The 17,311-nt window shown below is 76.2% G+C and carries 17 protein-coding genes; 7 read left to right on the forward strand and 10 right to left on the reverse strand.

Annotation, left to right across the window (positions count from 1 at the left end):
• The first annotated feature begins 100 nt into the window (after window positions 1–100).
• From ACGF07_RS29550 to ACGF07_RS29565, 4 genes are all read left to right on the forward strand, one after another.
• On the forward strand, window positions 101–1,036 hold the full coding sequence (locus ACGF07_RS29550; protein WP_392903628.1) for an alkaline phosphatase family protein: 936 nt from the start codon (window positions 101–103) through the stop codon (window positions 1,034–1,036).
• A 5-nt stretch (window positions 1,037–1,041) separates the two neighbouring features.
• The gene (locus tag ACGF07_RS29555; protein WP_392903631.1) at window positions 1,042–2,361 is read left to right on the forward strand and encodes an MFS transporter; all 1,320 of its coding nucleotides are present in this window, start codon (window positions 1,042–1,044) and stop codon (window positions 2,359–2,361) included.
• A gap of 2 nt (window positions 2,362–2,363) precedes the next feature.
• On the forward strand, window positions 2,364–3,389 hold the full coding sequence (locus tag ACGF07_RS29560; RefSeq protein ID WP_350737750.1) for a TolB-like translocation protein: 1,026 nt from the start codon (window positions 2,364–2,366) through the stop codon (window positions 3,387–3,389).
• 119 nt (window positions 3,390–3,508) lie between these two features.
• On the forward strand, window positions 3,509–4,426 hold the full coding sequence (locus ACGF07_RS29565) for a hypothetical protein (RefSeq protein ID WP_392903634.1): 918 nt from the start codon (window positions 3,509–3,511) through the stop codon (window positions 4,424–4,426).
• Here ACGF07_RS29565 and ACGF07_RS29570 read toward each other — a convergent pair.
• Window positions 4,405–5,499, reverse strand: a complete 1,095-nt coding sequence (locus ACGF07_RS29570; protein WP_392903636.1) for an EamA family transporter — start codon at window positions 5,497–5,499, stop codon at window positions 4,405–4,407. The genes ACGF07_RS29565 and ACGF07_RS29570 overlap by 22 nt on opposite strands.
• Before the next feature lie 131 nt (window positions 5,500–5,630).
• On the opposite strand from ACGF07_RS29570, the gene ACGF07_RS29575 reads away from it, so the two are divergent.
• Window positions 5,631–6,146, forward strand: coding sequence for a MarR family transcriptional regulator (locus ACGF07_RS29575; RefSeq protein ID WP_350737635.1), 516 nt, complete (start codon window positions 5,631–5,633; stop codon window positions 6,144–6,146).
• Window positions 6,147–6,212: 66 nt separating this feature from the next.
• Window positions 6,213–6,665 (forward strand): hypothetical protein, encoded by a 453-nt coding sequence (locus tag ACGF07_RS29580; protein WP_392903639.1) that lies wholly within the window; start codon window positions 6,213–6,215, stop codon window positions 6,663–6,665.
• Between the two features lie 7 nt (window positions 6,666–6,672).
• Here the strand turns inward: ACGF07_RS29580 and ACGF07_RS29585 are convergent, their stop codons facing one another.
• Window positions 6,673–7,329 (reverse strand): class I SAM-dependent methyltransferase, encoded by a 657-nt coding sequence (locus ACGF07_RS29585; RefSeq protein ID WP_392903642.1) that lies wholly within the window; start codon window positions 7,327–7,329, stop codon window positions 6,673–6,675.
• A gap of 113 nt (window positions 7,330–7,442) precedes the next feature.
• On the reverse strand, window positions 7,443–8,618 hold the full coding sequence (locus ACGF07_RS29590; RefSeq protein ID WP_392903644.1) for an FAD-dependent monooxygenase: 1,176 nt from the start codon (window positions 8,616–8,618) through the stop codon (window positions 7,443–7,445).
• A 142-nt stretch (window positions 8,619–8,760) separates the two neighbouring features.
• Between ACGF07_RS29590 and ACGF07_RS29595 the strand changes: the two genes are divergently transcribed.
• The gene (locus ACGF07_RS29595; RefSeq protein ID WP_392903646.1) at window positions 8,761–9,366 is read left to right on the forward strand and encodes a TetR/AcrR family transcriptional regulator; all 606 of its coding nucleotides are present in this window, start codon (window positions 8,761–8,763) and stop codon (window positions 9,364–9,366) included.
• An 86-nt stretch (window positions 9,367–9,452) separates the two neighbouring features.
• Here ACGF07_RS29595 and ACGF07_RS29600 read toward each other — a convergent pair whose 3' ends face one another.
• The 7 genes from ACGF07_RS29600 to ACGF07_RS29630 all read right to left on the reverse strand — a co-directional run bounded on the left by ACGF07_RS29600 (window position 9,453) and on the right by ACGF07_RS29630 (window position 17,295).
• Entirely contained in the window at window positions 9,453–9,929 is a 477-nt protein-coding gene (locus tag ACGF07_RS29600; protein ID WP_392903649.1) for an OsmC family protein, read from the reverse strand.
• Window positions 9,930–10,000: 71 nt separating this feature from the next.
• Window positions 10,001–10,543 (reverse strand): chloramphenicol phosphotransferase CPT, encoded by a 543-nt coding sequence (gene cpt / locus ACGF07_RS29605; RefSeq protein ID WP_392903652.1) that lies wholly within the window; start codon window positions 10,541–10,543, stop codon window positions 10,001–10,003.
• A gap of 40 nt (window positions 10,544–10,583) precedes the next feature.
• Window positions 10,584–12,053: a cobyrinate a,c-diamide synthase gene (locus tag ACGF07_RS29610; RefSeq protein WP_392903655.1), complete on the reverse strand. Its 1,470-nt coding sequence runs from the start codon at window positions 12,051–12,053 to the stop codon at window positions 10,584–10,586.
• A gap of 4 nt (window positions 12,054–12,057) precedes the next feature.
• Window positions 12,058–12,663 (reverse strand): cob(I)yrinic acid a,c-diamide adenosyltransferase, encoded by a 606-nt coding sequence (gene cobO / locus ACGF07_RS29615; RefSeq protein ID WP_350737660.1) that lies wholly within the window; start codon window positions 12,661–12,663, stop codon window positions 12,058–12,060.
• 5 nt (window positions 12,664–12,668) lie between these two features.
• Window positions 12,669–14,801 carry a putative cobaltochelatase gene (locus ACGF07_RS29620; RefSeq protein ID WP_392903658.1) on the reverse strand — a complete coding sequence of 711 codons (2,133 nt, stop codon included), beginning with the start codon at window positions 14,799–14,801 and terminating at the stop codon, window positions 12,669–12,671.
• Window positions 14,798–16,336 carry a cobyric acid synthase gene (locus ACGF07_RS29625; RefSeq protein ID WP_392903660.1) on the reverse strand — a complete coding sequence of 513 codons (1,539 nt, stop codon included), beginning with the start codon at window positions 16,334–16,336 and terminating at the stop codon, window positions 14,798–14,800. Before ACGF07_RS29625 ends, ACGF07_RS29620 begins: the two co-directional genes overlap by 4 nt.
• Window positions 16,333–17,295 carry a cobalamin biosynthesis protein gene (locus tag ACGF07_RS29630; protein WP_392903662.1) on the reverse strand — a complete coding sequence of 321 codons (963 nt, stop codon included), beginning with the start codon at window positions 17,293–17,295 and terminating at the stop codon, window positions 16,333–16,335. The genes ACGF07_RS29625 and ACGF07_RS29630 overlap by 4 nt, the downstream gene beginning before the upstream one ends.
• Window positions 17,296–17,311: the final 16 nt, after the last annotated feature.

Genomic DNA, 17,311 nt, shown 5'->3' on the forward strand with positions numbered 1-17,311 from the left:
CCGGAGAGCCGGACGGCCACTCCGGAGGAGCCACTGAAGGCAAGACCCCATTAGCCACATCCGGCCCTCCCGGGCCACCCAACACCTTATGGAGGACCCCATGGTCTTCGCACGACCGCGCACCCCCGGCACCCCCGCCGACGGGCCGCGTCCCGGCCGTCGCCGCAAGCTGCGCCCGCTCACCGCCCTCGCCGGCGGCCTCGGCCTGGTCGCCGGTTCGCTCGGCCTGTGGGCCGCCGGCGGCAGCGCCGCCGCCGACACCGCCGCCGGCCTGCCCTCGCCCGACCACATCGTCGTGGTGATGCTGGAGAACCACGCGTACTCGCAGGTGATCGGCAGCTCGTCCGCGCCGTACACCAACGGCACCCTGGTGGCCGGCGGCGCGAAACTGACCCAGTCCTACGCCCTCACCCACCCCAGCCAGCCGAACTACTACATGCTGTTCTCGGGTAGCTCGCAGGGCGTCGTCGACGACAGCTGCGTGGACGTCGGCGCGCTCCAGCAGCCCAACCTGGCCTCCGAACTGCTCGACGCCGGCCAGACCTGGGCCAGCTACAACGAGGGCCTGCCCGCCCCCGGCGCCACCGACTGCCGCGTCGACAACTACGCGCAGAAGCACAACCCGTGGTTCGGCTTCGGCAACGTGCCCACCGAGACCGCGTACGGCATGGACGCGTTCCCGACCGACTTCAGCACGCTGCCCAAGGTCTCCTTCGTCGTCCCGGACCTGTGCGACGACATGCACGACTGCTCGGTGGGCACCGGCGACTCCTGGCTGCGGAACAACCTCGACGCGTACGCCCAGTGGGCGAGGAACAACAACAGCCTGTTGGTGGTGACCTTCGACGAGGACAACAAGCTGTCCGGCAACCGCATCCCGACCGTGGTCTACGGCGCCCACGTCGCCCCGGGCAGCTCCACCGCCACCCGCTACAACCACTACGACGTGCTGCACACCCTGGAGGACCTGGCCGGGGTCAACGCCCACGCCGGCAAGTCCGCCGGCGCCGCCGACATCACCGGCATCTGGAACTGACGCCCGTGTACGTCGCGGACTCCCGCAGCTCCAAGGCCCCCGTCGCGCCGGCCGCCGACCGGGCGCGGCGGGGCGGGGCCGTGCGCGCGGTGCCGGGGACGGTCCTCGTCCTCGGCACCGTCAGCATGGTCACCGACGTCTCCTCCGAGATGGTCAACGCCGTCCTGCCGCTCTACCTGCTCACCGGCCTCGGCCTGTCCCCGCTCGGCTTCGGGCTGCTCGACGGCATCCAGAACGGCTTCAGCGCCCTGGTCCGGCTGGCCGGCGGCCACCTCGCCGACCGCCGCGGCCGCGACGGTGCCGCCCGCCACAAGGCCGTGGCGGCCGTCGGCTACGGCCTGTCCGCGCTGTGCCGGCCGCTGCTGCTGTTCGTCCACACCGTGCCGCTGATCGGCGCCGTCATCGCCGTCGACCGCACCGGCAAGGGCCTGCGCACCGCGCCCCGGGACGCGATGATCTCGCTCGCCACCGAACCCGCCCACCGCGGCCGGGCGTTCGGCGTGCACCGGGCGATGGACACGGCCGGGGCCCTGCTCGGCCCGCTCACCGCCTTCCTGGTGCTGCGCCTGGCCGGCGGCCCGCTGCTCGCCGACGGCGGCGAACGGCACGGCTACGACGCCGTGTTCACGGTCAGCTCCTGCGTCGCCGCGCTGGGCGTCCTGATCCTGCTGCTGTTCGTGCCCGGCCGGCAGCCGGGTGACGAGCCGTCGGCGCCGGCGCCCTCGCTCCGCGACAGCCTCACCCTGCTGCGCCTGCCGGGTCTGCGCCGGCTCACCCTGTGCGCCGTGCTGCTCGGGCTCACCACCGTCAGCGACTCCTTCCTCTACCTGCTGGTCCAACGCCGGCTCGGCCTGTCCGTCAGCCTGTTCCCGCTGCTGCCGCTCGGCACCGCCGCCGCCTTCCTGCTGCTGGCCGTACCGTTCGGCTCGCTCGCCGACCGGATCGGCCGCCGGCGGCTCTTCCTGCTCGGGCACGGCGTCCTGCTGCTCGGGTACGGGCTGCTGCTGTCACCGCTGCGTGGGCTGCCCGCGGTGATCTGCGTCCTGCTGCTGCACGGCGCCTTCTACGCCGCCACCGACGGGGTGCTCGCCGCCGCCGCGGCCGACGCGGTGCCCGCCGAGCAGCGCGGCGCCGGGCTGGCCCTGGTCGGCACCGGGCAGGCGCTCGCCCGGTTCGCCTGCTCGCTGCTGTTCGGCGCGCTGTGGAGCGCGGTGGGCGGCGTGAGCGCGCTGGCCTGGTCCGCCGGGGCGCTGGCGCTGTGCGCGGGCGGCGCCGCGGTGGTGCTGCACCGATCGGAGACCGTCACCGTCGAGGAGGGGCCGTGAACCTGAGGAACCGCACCAGGGTGATCGTGCTGCTGGTCGCCGTGCTGGTGCTCGGCGCGGTCGGCACCGGAGCCGTCCTCTACGCGGCCGACCGCACCGCCGAGCGCGACCGCGCCCAGGCCGGCGGGCCGACCGTCAGCCCGGGCCCGGTCTCCCTGGAAAGCCCGGGCGGCGGACGGCGGTTGCTGTTCCGCAACATGGCCTGGGGCCCGCACCGGGACGAGATCACCGCCGTCCCGGCCGACCGGCCCGACGGACCGCGCACCGCCTCGGGCGTCCAGTGCCTGCGCTTCCACGCCGCCGCCGGCACCGGCATCTGCCTGCAGGCCCAGCACGGGGCGCTGGAGGACACCTACCGGGCCGTCGTCCTCGACGACCACCTGCACGAGCGGCGCTCCTTCCCCGCCGCCGGCATCCCCACCCGCGCCAGGGTCTCCCCGTCCGGGCACCTCGTCGCCTGGACGGTCTTCGTCAGCGGCGACTCCTACGCGGGCACCGACTTCTCCACCCGCTCCTCGATCGTGGACGTGCGGGACTGGAACCTGCGGGAGAACCTGGAGGACTTCACCGTCGTCAAGGACGGCCACCCGTACCAGGCCCACGACGTCAACGTGTGGGGCGTCACCTTCGCCGACGACAACACCTTCTACGCCACCCTGGCCAGCGCCGGGCAGACCCACCTCGTCCGCGGCGACCTCGCCGCCCGCACCCTCACCACCCTGCACGACAACGTCGAGTGCCCCTCGCTCTCCCCCGACGGCACCCGCATCGCCTACAAGAAGCGCGTCCCCGGCCTGCCCGCCGACGCGCCGTGGCGGCTGTACGTCCTCGACCTGGCCACGATGACCGAGACCGCCACCGCCGAGCAGCGCGACATCGACGACCAGGCGCTCTGGTCCGACGACCGCACCCTGCTCTACGCCCTGCCCGGGGACTACGGGGCCGACCTGTGGACCGTCCCGGCGGACGGTTCCGGCACCGCACGGCAGGTCACCGAGGCCGCGGTCGCCCCCGCCTACCTGGGCTGAGGAACTCTGGGCTACGGTGCCACGTCGAGCGGAACGCGACGTCCCGACCGAACGTCCCCGGGCCCGCCCGGGGCGCGTGCCGGCCGGGCGTCCTGAACGAGACGGGGGACCAAGACACCGTGGACGGCATCCCACCCGAGCGGACGGTGACCGACTCCTGGCCCGCCCTGCACGGCCGCCCGGTCCTGCGGCGCACCGTCGCCGTCGGACTGGTCCTCGGCGTGTCCGTCGCCGCCGCCCTGGTGGTGCGCGGCGTCAACGCCCTGACGGAGGGCCAGGGCGGCCGGGAGACCGACCGGGACCGCGCCGAGCGCCTGGCCGGCCTCCACGCCTCCCAGCACCCCGGCGCGGGGCGGTACTACATCCCGGTCAGCACGGTCTACACCCGGACGCCGAGCGGCGCTCCGGTCGCCTACCTGCACTACCGGCTCGGCGGCGGCAAGGACCCGGGGGTGGGCGAGTTCCTGCAGACGTACGACCTCCCGGCGCCCGGGCCGACCGCCCCGCTGCCGCCGGACCTGGTGGCGGCGCTGGGCGGGGACGAGCCGGCGGAGGCGCCGGAGCTGCCGGAGGTCCCCACGGCGCCCGCCCCCGGCGTGCCGTCGGCCGGGGCGTCCTCGCCCGGGACCGGCCCGGAGCCGGCGCCGGCCCCGGCCCCGGTCGCCGCCGCGGCTGCCGACCCCGGTGCCGATGCCGCTGCCGGTGCCGCCCCCGGTTCGGAGGGCGGCTCCGCAGCCGGCTCCGAGGCGGGTGCCGACCCCGATCCGGACTCCGACGGGGACGCCGGTTCCGCAGCGGCCTCCGCCGGAACGGCGGCCGGGGCCGGGGCGGGCGATCCCACCCCGGCCCCGACCCCGGCTCCGACCACCCCGAGCCGGACCCCGGACCCGACGCCGGCCTGGACGGCCACCCCGACCCCCGGCTGGAGCCCGTCCGCCGTCGCCGTGCACCCTCCCGGCGCCCGCCGGATCTACGTCGTCGCCGTCCCCGGCGGCCTGCCCGGCGCGGCCGACATCTACGTCCGCGCCACCGGCTGAGCGGCGAGCGGGGCCTCGGCCGCGCGGGCGGGCGCGGGCTGCGGCACGGCCCCCAGGTCCGTCGAGGCAGCGACCGCCCGGTCCGGCGAGGCGGCGACCGCCCGGTCCGTCGACGCCGCGACCACCCGGTCCGTCGAGGCAGCGACCGCCCGGTCCGTCGAGGCCGCGACCGCCCGGTCGGCCGCCCGGTCGGCTTCTGCCACCGGCGCTGCGGCCGGGCGGCTCGGCGCCTGGCCGACCAGCAGCGCGCCGAGCGCCAGCAGCAGGCCGAGCCACTGCCAGCCCGTCAGGGTCTGGCCGAGGACCACCAGGCCGCCGACCGTCGCCACCACCGGGTTGATCAGGCCGAGGAAGGACGCCGGTCCGGCCCCCAGGCGCTCGATCCCGCGGAACCACAGCACGTACCCGAGGGCGGTGCCGAACAGCCCGAGGTACGCGAAGCCCGCCAGGTTGGTGCCGCTCAGGGCGGGCGGCGCGCCCTCGACCAGCGCCGCGAGCGGGACCAGGAGGACCGAACCGGCGAGCAGCTGCCAGGCGGTGAGGTCGAGCAGCGTCGCCCCCTCGGGGCGCCCCCACCGGCGGATCAGCACGGTGCCCGTGGCCATCAGCGCGATCCCGGCGACCATCGCCGCGATCCCCACGCCGTCCAGCCGCGCCCCGCTCCTCAGCACCAGCAGCGCCACCCCGCCGACCCCGACCAGCCCGGCGAGCAGCGACCGCCGTCCGGGCCGGACGCCGAGCACCCCGATCGAGAGCCCGGCGACGAGCAGCGGCTGGATCGCCCCCAGGGTGGCCGCGACGCCGCCGGGCAGGCGGTAGGCGCCGACGAACATCAGCGGGAAGAACAGCCCGATGTTGAGCGTCCCGAGCACCGCTGCGCGGCCCCACCAGCGGCCCCCGGGCAGTCTGCGGCCGATCAGCAGCAGTAACAGCCCGGCCGGCAGCGCGCGCAGCGCGGCGAGCAGCAGCGGACGGCCTTCGGGCAGCAGCTGGGTGGTGACCAGGTAGGTGGTGCCCCAGGCGGCCGGGGCGAGGGCGGCGGTGGCGGCGATCGCTGCGCGCTTCCGGTCCATGATTGTTCCCCTCAACGTTGAGTATCTGAACGTTGAGATATTTCTACGCCCCGGGATCGATGAACGTCAAGTATGTGAATGTTAAGATATCTGCGACCGTCGGAACCGAGGGACGAGAGAGGGCGACGGGCATGCCCCAACGCGACACCATGGACGACATCGCCGAACAGTGGGCCAGGAACCGCCCCGACCTCCCCCGCGAGGCCCTGGCCCTGATCGGCCGGCTGCGCCGGCTCAACGTCCGGATCGACAGCGCGCTGCGCGAGTACTTCGCCACGTGCGGCCTCGACTCCTCCGAGTTCGACGTCCTGGCGACCCTGCGCCGCTCCGGCGAACCGTACGAACTCAACGCCCGCGCCCTGCTCAAGTCCGCCCTGGTGACCTCCGGAGCCATCACCAACCGCGTCGACAAGCTGTGCGCGAAGGGCCTGGTCGAACGCCACCCCTGCCCGACCGACCGCCGCGCCGTCCTGGTCCGCCTCACCCCCGCGGGCAAGGACCTCATCGACGCCGCCATGCCCGGCCACATCCGCAACGAGGAGCGCCTCCTCGCCGCCCTCGACCCCGACGAGCGCGCCCACCTCGACGCCCTGCTGCGCAAACTCCTCGTCGCCCACGGCGACACCGATCGGCTCCTCGACGACTGACGCCCTCGTGTCCCCCGCCTCCCGGCCGCGTTGACCCTTCGGCAGTCCACACACCGGAGGAGACCGATGAGCCGCAGGACACCCAGGCAGATCGCCGTCGACGACCAGTTGCGCGCGGCCGGCGCCGAGGGGGCCCGGTGGCTCGCCGCCGCCGGCTGGGGGCCGCCGGTGACCGTCCCGCTGGAACGGGCGGCCGCGTGGCAGCAGGAGGCCCGGGCCAGGATGCTCGCGGCGCAGGAGGACGAGTCCTGCACCTGGTGCGAACACCTCCTCCACGGCGGGCCGCAGCCCGTGCTCGTCCACGCCGAGCACCCCGCCCACCTGCTCTGCCGTGCCTGCTCCGTCGCCGCCCGCCCCCACCGCCGCTGCCTGGACTGCGGGAGGCCCGCCGCCTCCACGTCCCGGCTGGACGGCCGCGAGGACGTCTGCATGGGCGCGGTGGCGATCTACAGCCGGCTCCGCTGCGCGGCCTGCTTCCGGGGCGACCCGCTCGGCGGGACGTTCCGGGGCGGCGCGTGACGCACCGTCACACCCGGGCGATCAGGGCGTAGCGCTCGTCGTCCACCGGCCCGCCCCACAGATCGGCGTCCCCGCTGAGCGGCTCCACCCGCAGCTCGGCCGCCAACGGGCGCACCGCCGCCGAGAGCCGCTCCGCCCCGACGCCCCCGTCCCAGGGCAGGGGCCCCGCCCCCGCGACGTACGGCGTCACGGCCTGCCCGGCCTCGCGCCAGCGCCCCTCGACCAGCACCAGCCGCCCGCCGGGGCGCAGCAGCTCCACCCAGGCGCGGAGCGCCCGCCGCGGCTCGGGGAGCGTCCAGATCAGATGGCGGCAGAGCAGCGCGTCGAAACCGGCCGCCCGCAGCGGAGGCGCCCCGGCGTCGCCCACCAGGAACCGCGCCGCCACCCCGGCGGCCGCCGCCTTCTCCCGGGCCCGCGCCACCATCCGCGGCGACAGGTCCACCCCCGTCACCCGGTGCCCCTCCGCCGCGGCCAGCACCGCCAGCGACCCGGTGCCGCAGCCCACGTCCAGCACGTCCCCCGGTGCCGACGGCAGCCACCCCCGCAGCCGCCGTGCCCACGCCTCCCGCGTCACCCCCTCGCGCAGTCCGTGGTCCGGCTCGTCGTCGAAGGCCGACGCGGCCGCGTCCCAGTACGCGGCGATGGCCCGGCTGGAGTCACCCATGCCGCGCATCGTGCCACCCGGCACCGACATCGGGCGGTACTCCGGGTTCCGGAGGCGACTCGGGCCGGGCGCCTCGGGTGCCACACCGGTGCCCGGGCCGGCCGCGGCCGCGCTCAGGCCCTCGTGCGGAGCGCCGGCGGGCGCCAGTCGAAGGTGGCGTTGGTACGGCTGAGCACCGTGCGGGTGGGGAGCAGGCCGACGAGGGCGAGGGCGGTGTCGCGCAGGAGGGCGGCGGCCGGGCTGCGGACGGCGACGAGGGCGCCGACGCGGCGGGAGGCGGCGACGACGGCCGTGGTCCGGGGGAGGCGGGCGGCGCTGTAGGCGGGGAGGGGCGAGGCGAGGTCGGCGGCGGGGGTGAGGAGGGAGGCGAGGACGACGGCGTCCTCGATGGCCTGGCAGGCGCCCTGGCCCTGGAAGGGGCACATCGCGTGGGCGGCGTCGCCGAGGAGGGCGACCCGGCCGTGGTGGTAGGCGGGGAGCGGATCGGCGAGGTCCCAGACGTCGTTGCGCAGGACCCGGTCGGGTTCGGCGCGGGCGAGCAGCTGGGGCAGCGGTGCGCACCAGCCGCCGAACAGCCGCTGGAGTTCGGCGTGTTCGTCGGCCGCGTGGGTGCCGGCCGGGGCGAGGGCGGCGAAGTAGAGGTAGATCCGGCCGTCGGCGAGGGGCACGATGCCGGCCTGCCGGCCGCGGCCCCAGATCTCGCCGGCGGCGGCCGGCGGGCCGTCCGGGGAGACGATGGTGCGCCAGGTGGTGAAGCCGCTGTAGCGCGGACCGGGGTGGTGGGGGAAGAGCAGGCGGCGCGAGGCGGAGCGGATGCCGTCGGCGGCGACGACCAGTGCGGCGGACTGCTCGCCGTCGGCGGTCCGGACGACGGCGGGTTCCTCGGCGCCGCCGGGGCTGACCAGGGTGGCGGGGGAGTCGGTGCGGACGGTGCCCTCCGGTAGGGCGTCGACCAGGGCGGCTGTCACGTCGGCGCGGGCGACGGCGGCGATCGGGTCGCCGAAGTGGGCCTCGAAGGCGTCGGTGCTGGTGCGGGCGAGCCAGCGGCCGGCGGGGTTGCGCACCCCGACGGCCGGGTGCGGGGCGGCGAGCGCGCGCAGGCGGTTGCCGACGTCGAGCAGGTCGAGGGCGCGCAGGGCGTTGGGGGCGAGGGCGAGGCCGGCGCCGACGGGCTCCAGGGAGCGGGCGCGTTCGTGGACGGTGACGGGGATGCCCTGGCGGTGGAGTGCGAGGGCGGCGGTGAGGCCGCCGATGCCGCCGCCGATGACGATCGCTCGCTGCAGGTCCATGGGGGGCTCCTCTGCTCGCACTACAGCTGTAGTATCCGTTGGGCGAAACGGTACTACATGTGTAGTGTCCGGTAAACTATGGCTGTAGTCGGAGGGGGAGCGAGAGTTGGGGGAGTCCGTCCGGAAAGGCCATGATCAGCCCATGACGCCCCCGCGCCCGACCCTGATCGCCGACGCCGCCATCGACCTGATCGCCGACCGCGGCCTGCGCGGGCTCACCCACCGCGCCGTGGACGAGGAGTCCGGTCTGCCCGCCGGCTCGACCTCCAACCTCGCCCGGACCAGGGCCGCCCTGCTGGAACTCGTGCTCAAGCGGATCCTCGAACGGGAGACCGCCGACCAGCCGGCCTACACCGAGGGAGTGCGCCTCCCGCCTGGTGCCCCGGCGCGCGAACTGCTGGTCGAGATCGGCGCCGACGGGCTGTACCAGGCGCTCACCACCGGCCGCCGGCTCACCCTGGCCCGGCTGGAACTCGCCCTGGAGGCCACCCGCAGGCCCGAGCTGCGCGCCGTGTACGACCGCTTGGGCGCGAACTTCACCGACCTCGCCGCCGTCCTGCTCGCCCACGCCGGCTCCACCGACCCGACGGCCGACGCCCGCCGGCTGATCCGCTGGTGCGACGGCCTCCTGTTCAACTCGACGGCCGGCAGCGGGCACTGGTACGTGCCGAGCCCCGAGGAACTGCGCGACGAGGTGGCCGCCTACGTCGCCGCGCTGCTGGCCCGCGGAGCGGGGCCGGGCCGGTAGCGGCCCCGGCCCCGGCGCTCTCGCAGCGCTCTCGCAGCGCCCTCGCTGCGCCCTCCCAGCGCTCTCGCGGCGCCCTTGGCCGGGTCCTACTCCCGGCCCGCGACCGTCACCACGGGCTCGTGCCGCACCGGGAAGTCGACCGAGGCCGCGATGAAGCAGCCCCGCTGCGCCTCCGCGTGCAGGGCGAGCGCCATCTCCGTCATGCCCTCCTCGGCGACCTCGATCCGCGGGTGCAGCACCACCGAGGTGAAGTGCCCGCGCCCTGCCGCGACGGCCATCGTGCCCACCGGCCGGTCGACGTACGAGGTCACCACGACCCCGTTCACCGCGCACTGGTAGAGGTACGACATCAGGTGGCACTGGGAGAGCGCGGCGAGCAGCAACTGCTCCGGGTTCCAGCGGCCCGGATCGCCGCGGAAGGCGGGGTCGGCCGAGCCGAGGATGACCGGAAGCCCCTCGACGGACACCTCGTGGTCACGGGAGTAGGAGCGGGGGTCGCTGGTGCCGGTGCCCCGGTTGCCGGTCCAGCTGATCTCGGCGGTGTACGTGAACTGCCTGGCCATTGCGGGTGCCTCCGGGCGGAGCGGACTGCGGTCGCGGCCAGTCAACCGCAGCGGCCGCCCCTCCGCGAGCGTCAGCGCGGGCCCGCCACCCGCGCGAGCACCAGTCGGGCGCACGCGTCGGGCGAGGCCTGCGAGGTGTCCAGGACCAGGTCGTAGGCGACATCCCGGTGCACCGACTCGGCCTGCGCGGCGGCCATCCCGGCGACCCGGTCGCCGCGCCCGGCCTCCCGGGCCGCGGCCACCGCCGGATCGCAGCGCACCCCGACCCAGAGCACGTCCAGGCCCTCCAGGGCGGCCCGCCAGCGCTGCTGCGAGGCGGGGCCGCCGAGGAACACCTCGTCCACCACGATCCGCGCACCGGCCCGGGCCATCGCGGCGACCCCGGCCGTCCAGGCGGCGTCCAGGGCGGCGAAGACCGGCCCGACCTCGACCGTGCCGTCGCCGTCCTGGAGCCCGCCGATGCCCCCGCCGCCGTCCAGCAGCCGCGGCGGCAGCGCGGCCACCATGGTGTCGGCGCCCAGGTGCAGCCACGGCTCCGGCAGCAGCTCCTGCAGGCGGCGGGCGATGCTCGACTTGCCGGAGCTGGAGCCGCCGTTGAGGACGATGACGTTCATGCGCGCGATCCTAGGAGCGAGCCGGCCGACGTGCGCGGGGTTATCGGCCCGCTTCCGGGCCCGCCGCCCGGCCCGCTTCCGGGCCCGCCGCCCGGCCCGCTTCCGGGCCCGCCGCCCGGCCCGCTTCCGGGCCCGCCCCCGGGCCCGCCGCCCGGTACGCCGCGGCCGCGGCCGCGAAGGAGGAGGCCAGCGCGGGCGCTCCGGCCCAGTGCAGGTGCAGGTAAGAGGCGTGGACGTGCCCGCCCGCGAAGCCCTCGGTGCGGGGCCCGGTCGGCAGGTGCCAGCCCCAGGCGGGGTGTTCGCCCGCGCCGGGCTCGCAGACCGTCCGGTGGAACTCGTGTCCGCGCAGCCGGGTGCCGGCCGGGGCGAGCGGGGAGTCGTGCAGGGCGACGGCCTCGCGGTAGCCGAGCGTGAGCCGCTCGGTCATCCGGGACGCGGCGCCCAGCACCCCGCACATCGGCAGGCCGTCCAACTCCCGCCCCAGGTAGAGCAGTCCGGCGCACTCGGCGGCGATCGGCCCGCCCGAGGCGGCGAACCGCGCGATGGCCCCGCGCAGTTCGGAGTTCCGGCTCAACTCCCGCACGTACAGCTCGGGGAAGCCGCCGCCGATGACCAGCCCGGCGGTGTCCTCGGGCAGCGCGGAGGCGTGCAGCGGGTCGAACGGGACGACCTCGGCGCCCGCCGCGCCGAGCAGTTCGGCGTTCTCGGCGTACGAGAAGGAGAACGCGGCGCCGCCCGCCACCGCGATCCGCGGCCGCCCGGCCACCGGTGCGACCTCGGTCGACGGGTCCCACGGCTCGGCGTCCAGGTCCGGTGCCGTCCGGGCGAGCGCCAGCAGGGCGTCCAGGTCGACCGAGGAGGCGACCAGCTCGCCCATGTCCGCGACGGCCTTCAGCGCCTCCGCCGAGCGCTCCACCGCCGGGATCAGCCCGAGGTGCCGGGAGGGCGTGGCGACCGCCGCCGAGCGGCGCAGCGCGCCCAGCACCGGGACGCCTGACCCCTCCTCCAGGGCCTCCCGCAGCAGCTGCTCGTGCCGGTCGGAGGCGACCCGGTTGAGGATCACCCCGGCCAGCCGCACCTGCGGGTCCCAGGAGGCGAAGCCGTGCACCAGCGCGGCCACCGACCGGGACTGCGAGGAGCCGTCGACGACCAGCACCACCGGCGCCCGCAGCAGCTTGGCGACGTGCGCCGTGGACGCCAGCTCGCCGCGCCCGGAGGCCCCGTCGAACAGGCCCATGACCCCCTCGACCACCGCGACGTCCGCCCCCGCCGCGCCGTGCAGGAACAGCGGGGCGATCCGCTCCGGCCCGCACAGGAAGGCGTCCAGGTTGCGGCCCGGGCGGCCGGCGGCGAGTGCGTGGTAGCCCGGGTCGATGTAGTCCGGGCCGACCTTGTGCGGGGACACCGCCAGCCCGCGCGCGGCGAGCGCGGCGATCAGGCCGGTGGCGACGGTGGTCTTGCCGGCGCCGGAGGAGGGCGCGGCGACGACGAGGCGGGGGACGGTGCTCAACGGCCTACCACTCGATACCGCGCTGGCCCTTGCGGCCGGCGTCCATGGGGTGCTTGACCTTGGTCATCTCGGTGACCAGGTCGGCGAATCCGGTGAGCGGCTCGGGCGCGTACCGGCCGGTGATGACGACGTGCTGGCTGCCGGGGCGGTCGGCGAGCACGGAGACCACCTCCTCGGGGTCGATCCACCCCCAGTGCATCGGGTAGGTGAACTCGTCCAGCACGTAGAAGCGGTAGGTCTCGGCCGCGAGGTCGCGCTTGACCTGCTCCCAGCCCTCCTTGGCGGCCTCCTCGCTGGACATCTCCTGTTCGGCGGTGCGCTGGATCCACGACCAGCCGGAGCCCATCTTGTGCCAGTCGACGGTGCCGCCCTCGCCGGAGGCGCCGAGCACACGCAGCGCGTTCTCCTCGCCGACCTTCCACTTGGCGGACTTCACGAACTGGAACACCCCGATCGACCAGCCCTGGTTCCAGGCCCGCAGCGCCATGCCGAACGCAGCCGTGGACTTGCCCTTGCCGGGGCCGGTGTGCACCGCGGTGATCGGCTGGGTACGGCGCTGGCGGGTCGTCAGGCCGTCGTCGGGAACGCTCTCGGGGACACCCTTGGGCATGGGGCTCAGGCCGCCTTTCGCATCGAAGTGGTCGAACGGTTCGCGGCGCGGTTGTCGCGGACGAGCGAGGCCACGCCCTCGGCGCGCAGCTCGTCCAGGCTGACGGCGCTGCCGCCGAGCCGTCCGGCCAGGGTGCGGGCCAGGCCCAGCCGGACCGGTCCGGACTCGCAGTCCAGCACCACGCTCGCGGTGCCCTGCGCGGCGAACAGCGCGGCCGCGCGGTGCGAGCGGGCGAGCGCGTCCCGCCCGCCGCCGGTGGCCCGGCCGTCGGTCACCACGACCAGCAGCGGGCGCCGGTCCGGGTCGCGCAGCCGCTCGACCCGCAGCACCTCGTGCGCCCGCAGCAGCCCCTCGGCCAGCGGCGTCCGGCCGCCGGTGGGCAGCGACTCCAGCCGGGCCGCGCCGACCTCGACGGAGGAGGTGGGCGGCAGCGCCAGCTCGGCGCCGGCGCCGCGGAAGGTGATCATGCCGATCTTGTCGCGGCGCTGGTAGGCGTCCATCAGCAGCGACAGCACCGCGCCCTTGACGGCCGTCATCCGCTGCCGGGCGGCCATCGAGCCGGAGGCGTCCACGACGAACAGCACCAGGTTGGACTCCCGCCCCTTGCGCACCTGTTCGCGGAAGTCGTCCCTGTGCAGCACCAGTGCCCGGCCGTCCCGCCCGCGCGCCACCTGGTGCGGCGCGGCGGCCTGGAGGGTCGCGGTCAGGTGCAGCCGGCTCAGCGGGCCGCGCGGCCGGCGGGCGCGGACGGTGTGCCCGCCGGTGGTCTCGGCGGGGGAGCGGCGGCCCTGGGCGCCGTGGCCGGTGCCCCGCACGGTGAACAGCCGGGTCCGGTACGGGTCGCCGGCCGCGACCGGCGCGGACTCCCGGGCGGGCGCGGGGTGTTGGGCCGGGACGGGCTGCTGCGGCGGGACGTCCCCGTCCGCGGTGGAGCGCTCCGGGGCCGGGACGCCGCCGTCGGACGGCTCGGGCGCGCCCCCGCCGTCCGGGCCCCCGCCGTCCGGTCCGCCGTCGGGGCCATCGCCGTCCGGTCCGCCGTCCGGCCCGTCCCCGTCCGGCCCGTCCCCGCCCGGCCCGTCCCCGTCCGGCGTCGGGCCGTCGCCCTCGGGCTCCGGCTCGTCCGGCTGGGCGTGCTCCTCCAGCGTCCGGTCCAACTGCTCCTCGTCCAGCCCCGGAGCGTCGAAGGGGTTGCGGCGTCGCCGGTGCGGCAGGGCCAGCTGGGCGGCCTTGCGGACGTCCTCCTCCAGCACCTGCGTCCGGCCCGCCCAGGCGGCCAGCGCGACCGCCGTGCGGGCCATCACGATGTCCGCGCGCAGCCCGTCCACCTCGAACGCCGCGCACACCGCCGTAATCTGACGTAGCGCCACATCCGTCAGCTCGACCTCGGGCAGCAACTCCCGCGCGGCGGTGATGCGTTCGGCGAGCTCGCGTTCCTGGTCGGCGAACCGGGCCGCGAAGCCGGCCGGGTCCGCGTCGTAGGCGAGCCGGCGCCGGACGACCTCGGCGCGCTCGGCCGGGTCCCGGGTGGCGGCGATCTCGACGGTGAGGCCGAAGCGGTCGAGCAGCTGCGGCCGCAGCTCGCCCTCCTCCGGGTTCATCGTGCCGACCAGCAGGAAGCGTGCCGCGTGCCGCACCGACACGCCCTCGCGCTCGACGTACGAGCGGCCCATCGCGGCGGCGTCCAGCAGCAGGTCCACCACGTGGTCCTGGAGCAGGTTCACCTCGTCGATGTAGAGCACGCCGCGGTGCGCCTTGGCGAGCAGACCGGGCTCGTACGCCTTGACGCCCTCGGCGAGCGCGCGCTCCAGGTCGAGCGAGCCGACGATCCGGTCCTCGGCCACGCCGACCGGCAACTCGACCAGCTGGGCGGGCCGTTCACCGCTCGTGGCGGCGGAGTGCGGGCCGTCCGGGCACTGCGGGTCCGGCGCGGCCGGGTCGCAGGCGAAGCGGCAGCCGTCCACGGTGGCGATGGAGGGCAGCAGCCCGGCCAGCGCGCGCACCATGGTGGACTTCGCGGTGCCCTTCTCGCCGCGCACCAGCACCCCGCCCACGGCCGGGGAGACCGCGTTCAGCAGCAGCCCGAGCCGCAGGTCGGCCATGCCGACGATCGCGGTGAACGGATAGCGGACGTCGGTCATGCGTCACTCCCAGGTGCCCCGGGCGACAGGAACGGCAGCGATCCGGCCGCCGGCATCCCGCCCTCGATCAGCTTCCACAGCGCGTCGGTGTCCGCGTGCTCCTCGATCAGGTCGCCCAGCCGGTCCAGCCGGGCCTCGCGCGCCTCGGCGAAGCAGGTGTCCGGCGCCGGGACGAACGCCCGGCCCGCCAGGGCGGCCGTCTCGCGCAGGAGTTCGCGGCGGAAGCCGTCGTTCTCCAGCACGCCGTGCCAGGTGGTGCCCCAGACCGGCCCGACCCGGCAGCCGTCCAGGCCCTGCCCCCGGCCGTCGGAGACGAACGCCTCGCCACCCTCGACGGCGACGACCCCGTGGTGGATCTCGTAGCCCTCGACGCGCTGTCCGAACGCCTCGCCGGCCGGCCGGGCGAGCACCTTCTCGGCGCCGAACCGCACGCGGGTCGGCAGCAGGCCGAGCCCGTCGACCAGCCCCGCCCGGGACTCCACCTCGTCGTCGATCGAGTGCGCCAGCATCTGGTAGCCGCCGCAGACCCCGAGGATCGGCAGTCCGGCCGCCGCCCGCGCCTTCAGGGCGGGCTCCAGGCCGCGGTCGCGCAGCCAGGCGAGGTCGGCCACGGTGGCCCGGGTCCCGGGCAGCACCACCAGGTCGGCGTCGGCCAGCTCCTCCGGTCTGGTCGCCCAGCGCACCAGCACGCCCGGCTCCTGCGCCAGCGCGTCCACGTCGGTGAAGTTCGACAGCCGGGGGAAGCGCACCACGGCGACCCGCAGCACGTCCGCCCCGAGCGGGCCGCGGCCGTCCACCCGGTCGACCACCGTCGACAGGTCGAGCGAGTCCTCGGCGTCCAGCCACAGCCCCGGCAGCATCGGCAGCGTGCCCAGCACCGGACGGCCGGTCAGCCCGTGCAGCATCTCCAGGCCGGGCGCGAGCAGCCGGGCGTCGCCGCGGAACTTGTTGACGAACCAGCCGGCGACGTGCCGCTGGTCCTCGGCCGACAGCAGTGCCAGCGTCCCGTACATCGCCGCGAACACCCCGCCGCGGTCGATGTCGCCGACCACCACCACGGGCAGTCCGGCGGCGGTCGCCAGGCCCATGTTGGCGATGTCCCGGTCGCGCAGGTTGATCTCGGCGGGCGAGCCGGCGCCCTCGCACACCACCACGTCGTGGCGGCGGCGCAGGTCCGCCAGGCACTCCAGGGCGCGTTCCAGCAGGACGGGCTTGCGCTCCCGGTAGTCCAGCGCGCCGACCTCGGCGACCGGCCTGCCGAGCAGCACCACCTGGCTGCGGCCGTCCGCTCCGGGCTTGAGCAGCACCGGGTTCATCGCCGCCTCCGGCTCCACCCGGGCGGCCTGCGCCTGCATCGCCTGGGCGCGGCCGATCTCGGCGCCGTCGGCGGTGACGAAGGAGTTCAGCGACATGTTCTGCGCCTTGAACGGCGCGACCCGCACGCCCTGGCGGGCCAGCCAGCGGCAGATGCCGGCCGTCACCACGCTCTTGCCCGCGTCCGAGGTCGTCCCGGCGACCAGCAGCGCGTTCGTCATGTCCCACTCCTCTTCCCCAGGAGCCGCAGCAGGACGTGCCCCGCGACCGTCGTACCCAGCGCCAGTGCGCCCACCCGCCGCGACAGCGTGCAGGCCCGCTCGATGTCGTCCACCGTCACCGGCCGCAACTCCGCGCCCAGCACCGGGCGGTGCTCCAACCGCTCGCCGTACCGCAGCGTCCCGCCCAGCCGTACGCCGACCGCTCCGGCGAAGGCCGACTCGGCCTGCCCCGCGTTCGGGCTCGGGTGCGCCGAACCGTCGCGCCGCCAGATCCGCCAGGCCGTGGCGGGCTCCGGGGCGGCGGCCACCGTCAGCAGGGCCGTCAGCCGGGCGCCCGGCCAGCCCGCGACGTCGTCCAGCCGGGCCGAGGCCCAGCCGAAGCGGGCGTGGCGGGGCGAGCGGTGGCCCACCATCGCGTCCAGGGTGTTCACCGCGCGGAAGGCCAGCAGGCCCGGCGTGCCCGCGAGGGCGCCCCAGGTCAGCGCGTTCACCACGGCGTCGGCGGTGTTCTCGGCCACCGACTCGACCACCGCCCGGGCGATCTGCTGCCCGTCCAGCGCGCTCGGGTCCCGCCCGCACAGGTGCGGCAGCCGCTCCCGGGCGGCCGCCAGGTCGCCCGCGGCGAGCGAACGGCCGACGGTCCGCGCCTCCCGGGTCAGCGAGGTGCCGCCGAGCACCGTCCAGGTGGCCGCCGCGGCCAGCGCCGCCCGGCCCAGCGGTCGGCGCCCGACCGTGCGGTCCAGGGCGAGCGCGCCGGCCGCGACCGCGCCCACGCACAGTGCCGTGTACGCCGTTCCGGCCGCGCGGTCGTCGCGCCACAGGCGCCGTTCCAGGCGGGTCGCGGCGCTGCCGAAGAGGGCGACCGGGTGGCCGCGGCGCGGGTCGGCGAAGCGCGCGTCGGCGGCGTAGCCCGCGACGGCGCCCAGCGCGAAGGCGGCGGCGCGGGTCAGCGGGCGCACGGCGGCGGGCAGCTCG

Origin of the sequence: Kitasatospora sp. NPDC048194, assembly GCF_043202455.1 — a bacterium.
Classification (GTDB): domain Bacteria; phylum Actinomycetota; class Actinomycetes; order Streptomycetales; family Streptomycetaceae; genus Kitasatospora.

Bases quoted from the DNA above. Each gene is read 5' to 3' on its own strand.
- ACGF07_RS29585 (WP_392903642.1), bottom strand. From the start codon at position 7,329: ATGGGTGACTCCAGCCGGGCCATCGCCGCGTACTGGGACGCGGCCGCG.
- ACGF07_RS29620 (WP_392903658.1), bottom strand. From the start codon at position 14,801: ATGACCGACGTCCGCTATCCGTTCACCGCGATCGTCGGCATGGCCGAC.
- ACGF07_RS29595 (WP_392903646.1), top strand. From the start codon at position 8,761: ATGACGCCCCCGCGCCCGACCCTGATCGCCGACGCCGCCATCGACCTG.
- ACGF07_RS29625 (WP_392903660.1), bottom strand. From the start codon at position 16,336: ATGACGAACGCGCTGCTGGTCGCCGGGACGACCTCGGACGCGGGCAAG.
- ACGF07_RS29550 (WP_392903628.1), top strand. From the start codon at position 101: ATGGTCTTCGCACGACCGCGCACCCCCGGCACCCCCGCCGACGGGCCG.
- ACGF07_RS29580 (WP_392903639.1), top strand. From the start codon at position 6,213: ATGAGCCGCAGGACACCCAGGCAGATCGCCGTCGACGACCAGTTGCGC.
- cobO (WP_350737660.1), bottom strand. From the start codon at position 12,663: ATGCCCAAGGGTGTCCCCGAGAGCGTTCCCGACGACGGCCTGACGACC.
- ACGF07_RS29590 (WP_392903644.1), bottom strand. From the start codon at position 8,618: ATGGACCTGCAGCGAGCGATCGTCATCGGCGGCGGCATCGGCGGCCTC.
- ACGF07_RS29600 (WP_392903649.1), bottom strand. From the start codon at position 9,929: ATGGCCAGGCAGTTCACGTACACCGCCGAGATCAGCTGGACCGGCAAC.
- cpt (WP_392903652.1), bottom strand. From the start codon at position 10,543: ATGAACGTCATCGTCCTCAACGGCGGCTCCAGCTCCGGCAAGTCGAGC.
- ACGF07_RS29570 (WP_392903636.1), bottom strand. From the start codon at position 5,499: ATGGACCGGAAGCGCGCAGCGATCGCCGCCACCGCCGCCCTCGCCCCG.
- ACGF07_RS29575 (WP_350737635.1), top strand. From the start codon at position 5,631: ATGCCCCAACGCGACACCATGGACGACATCGCCGAACAGTGGGCCAGG.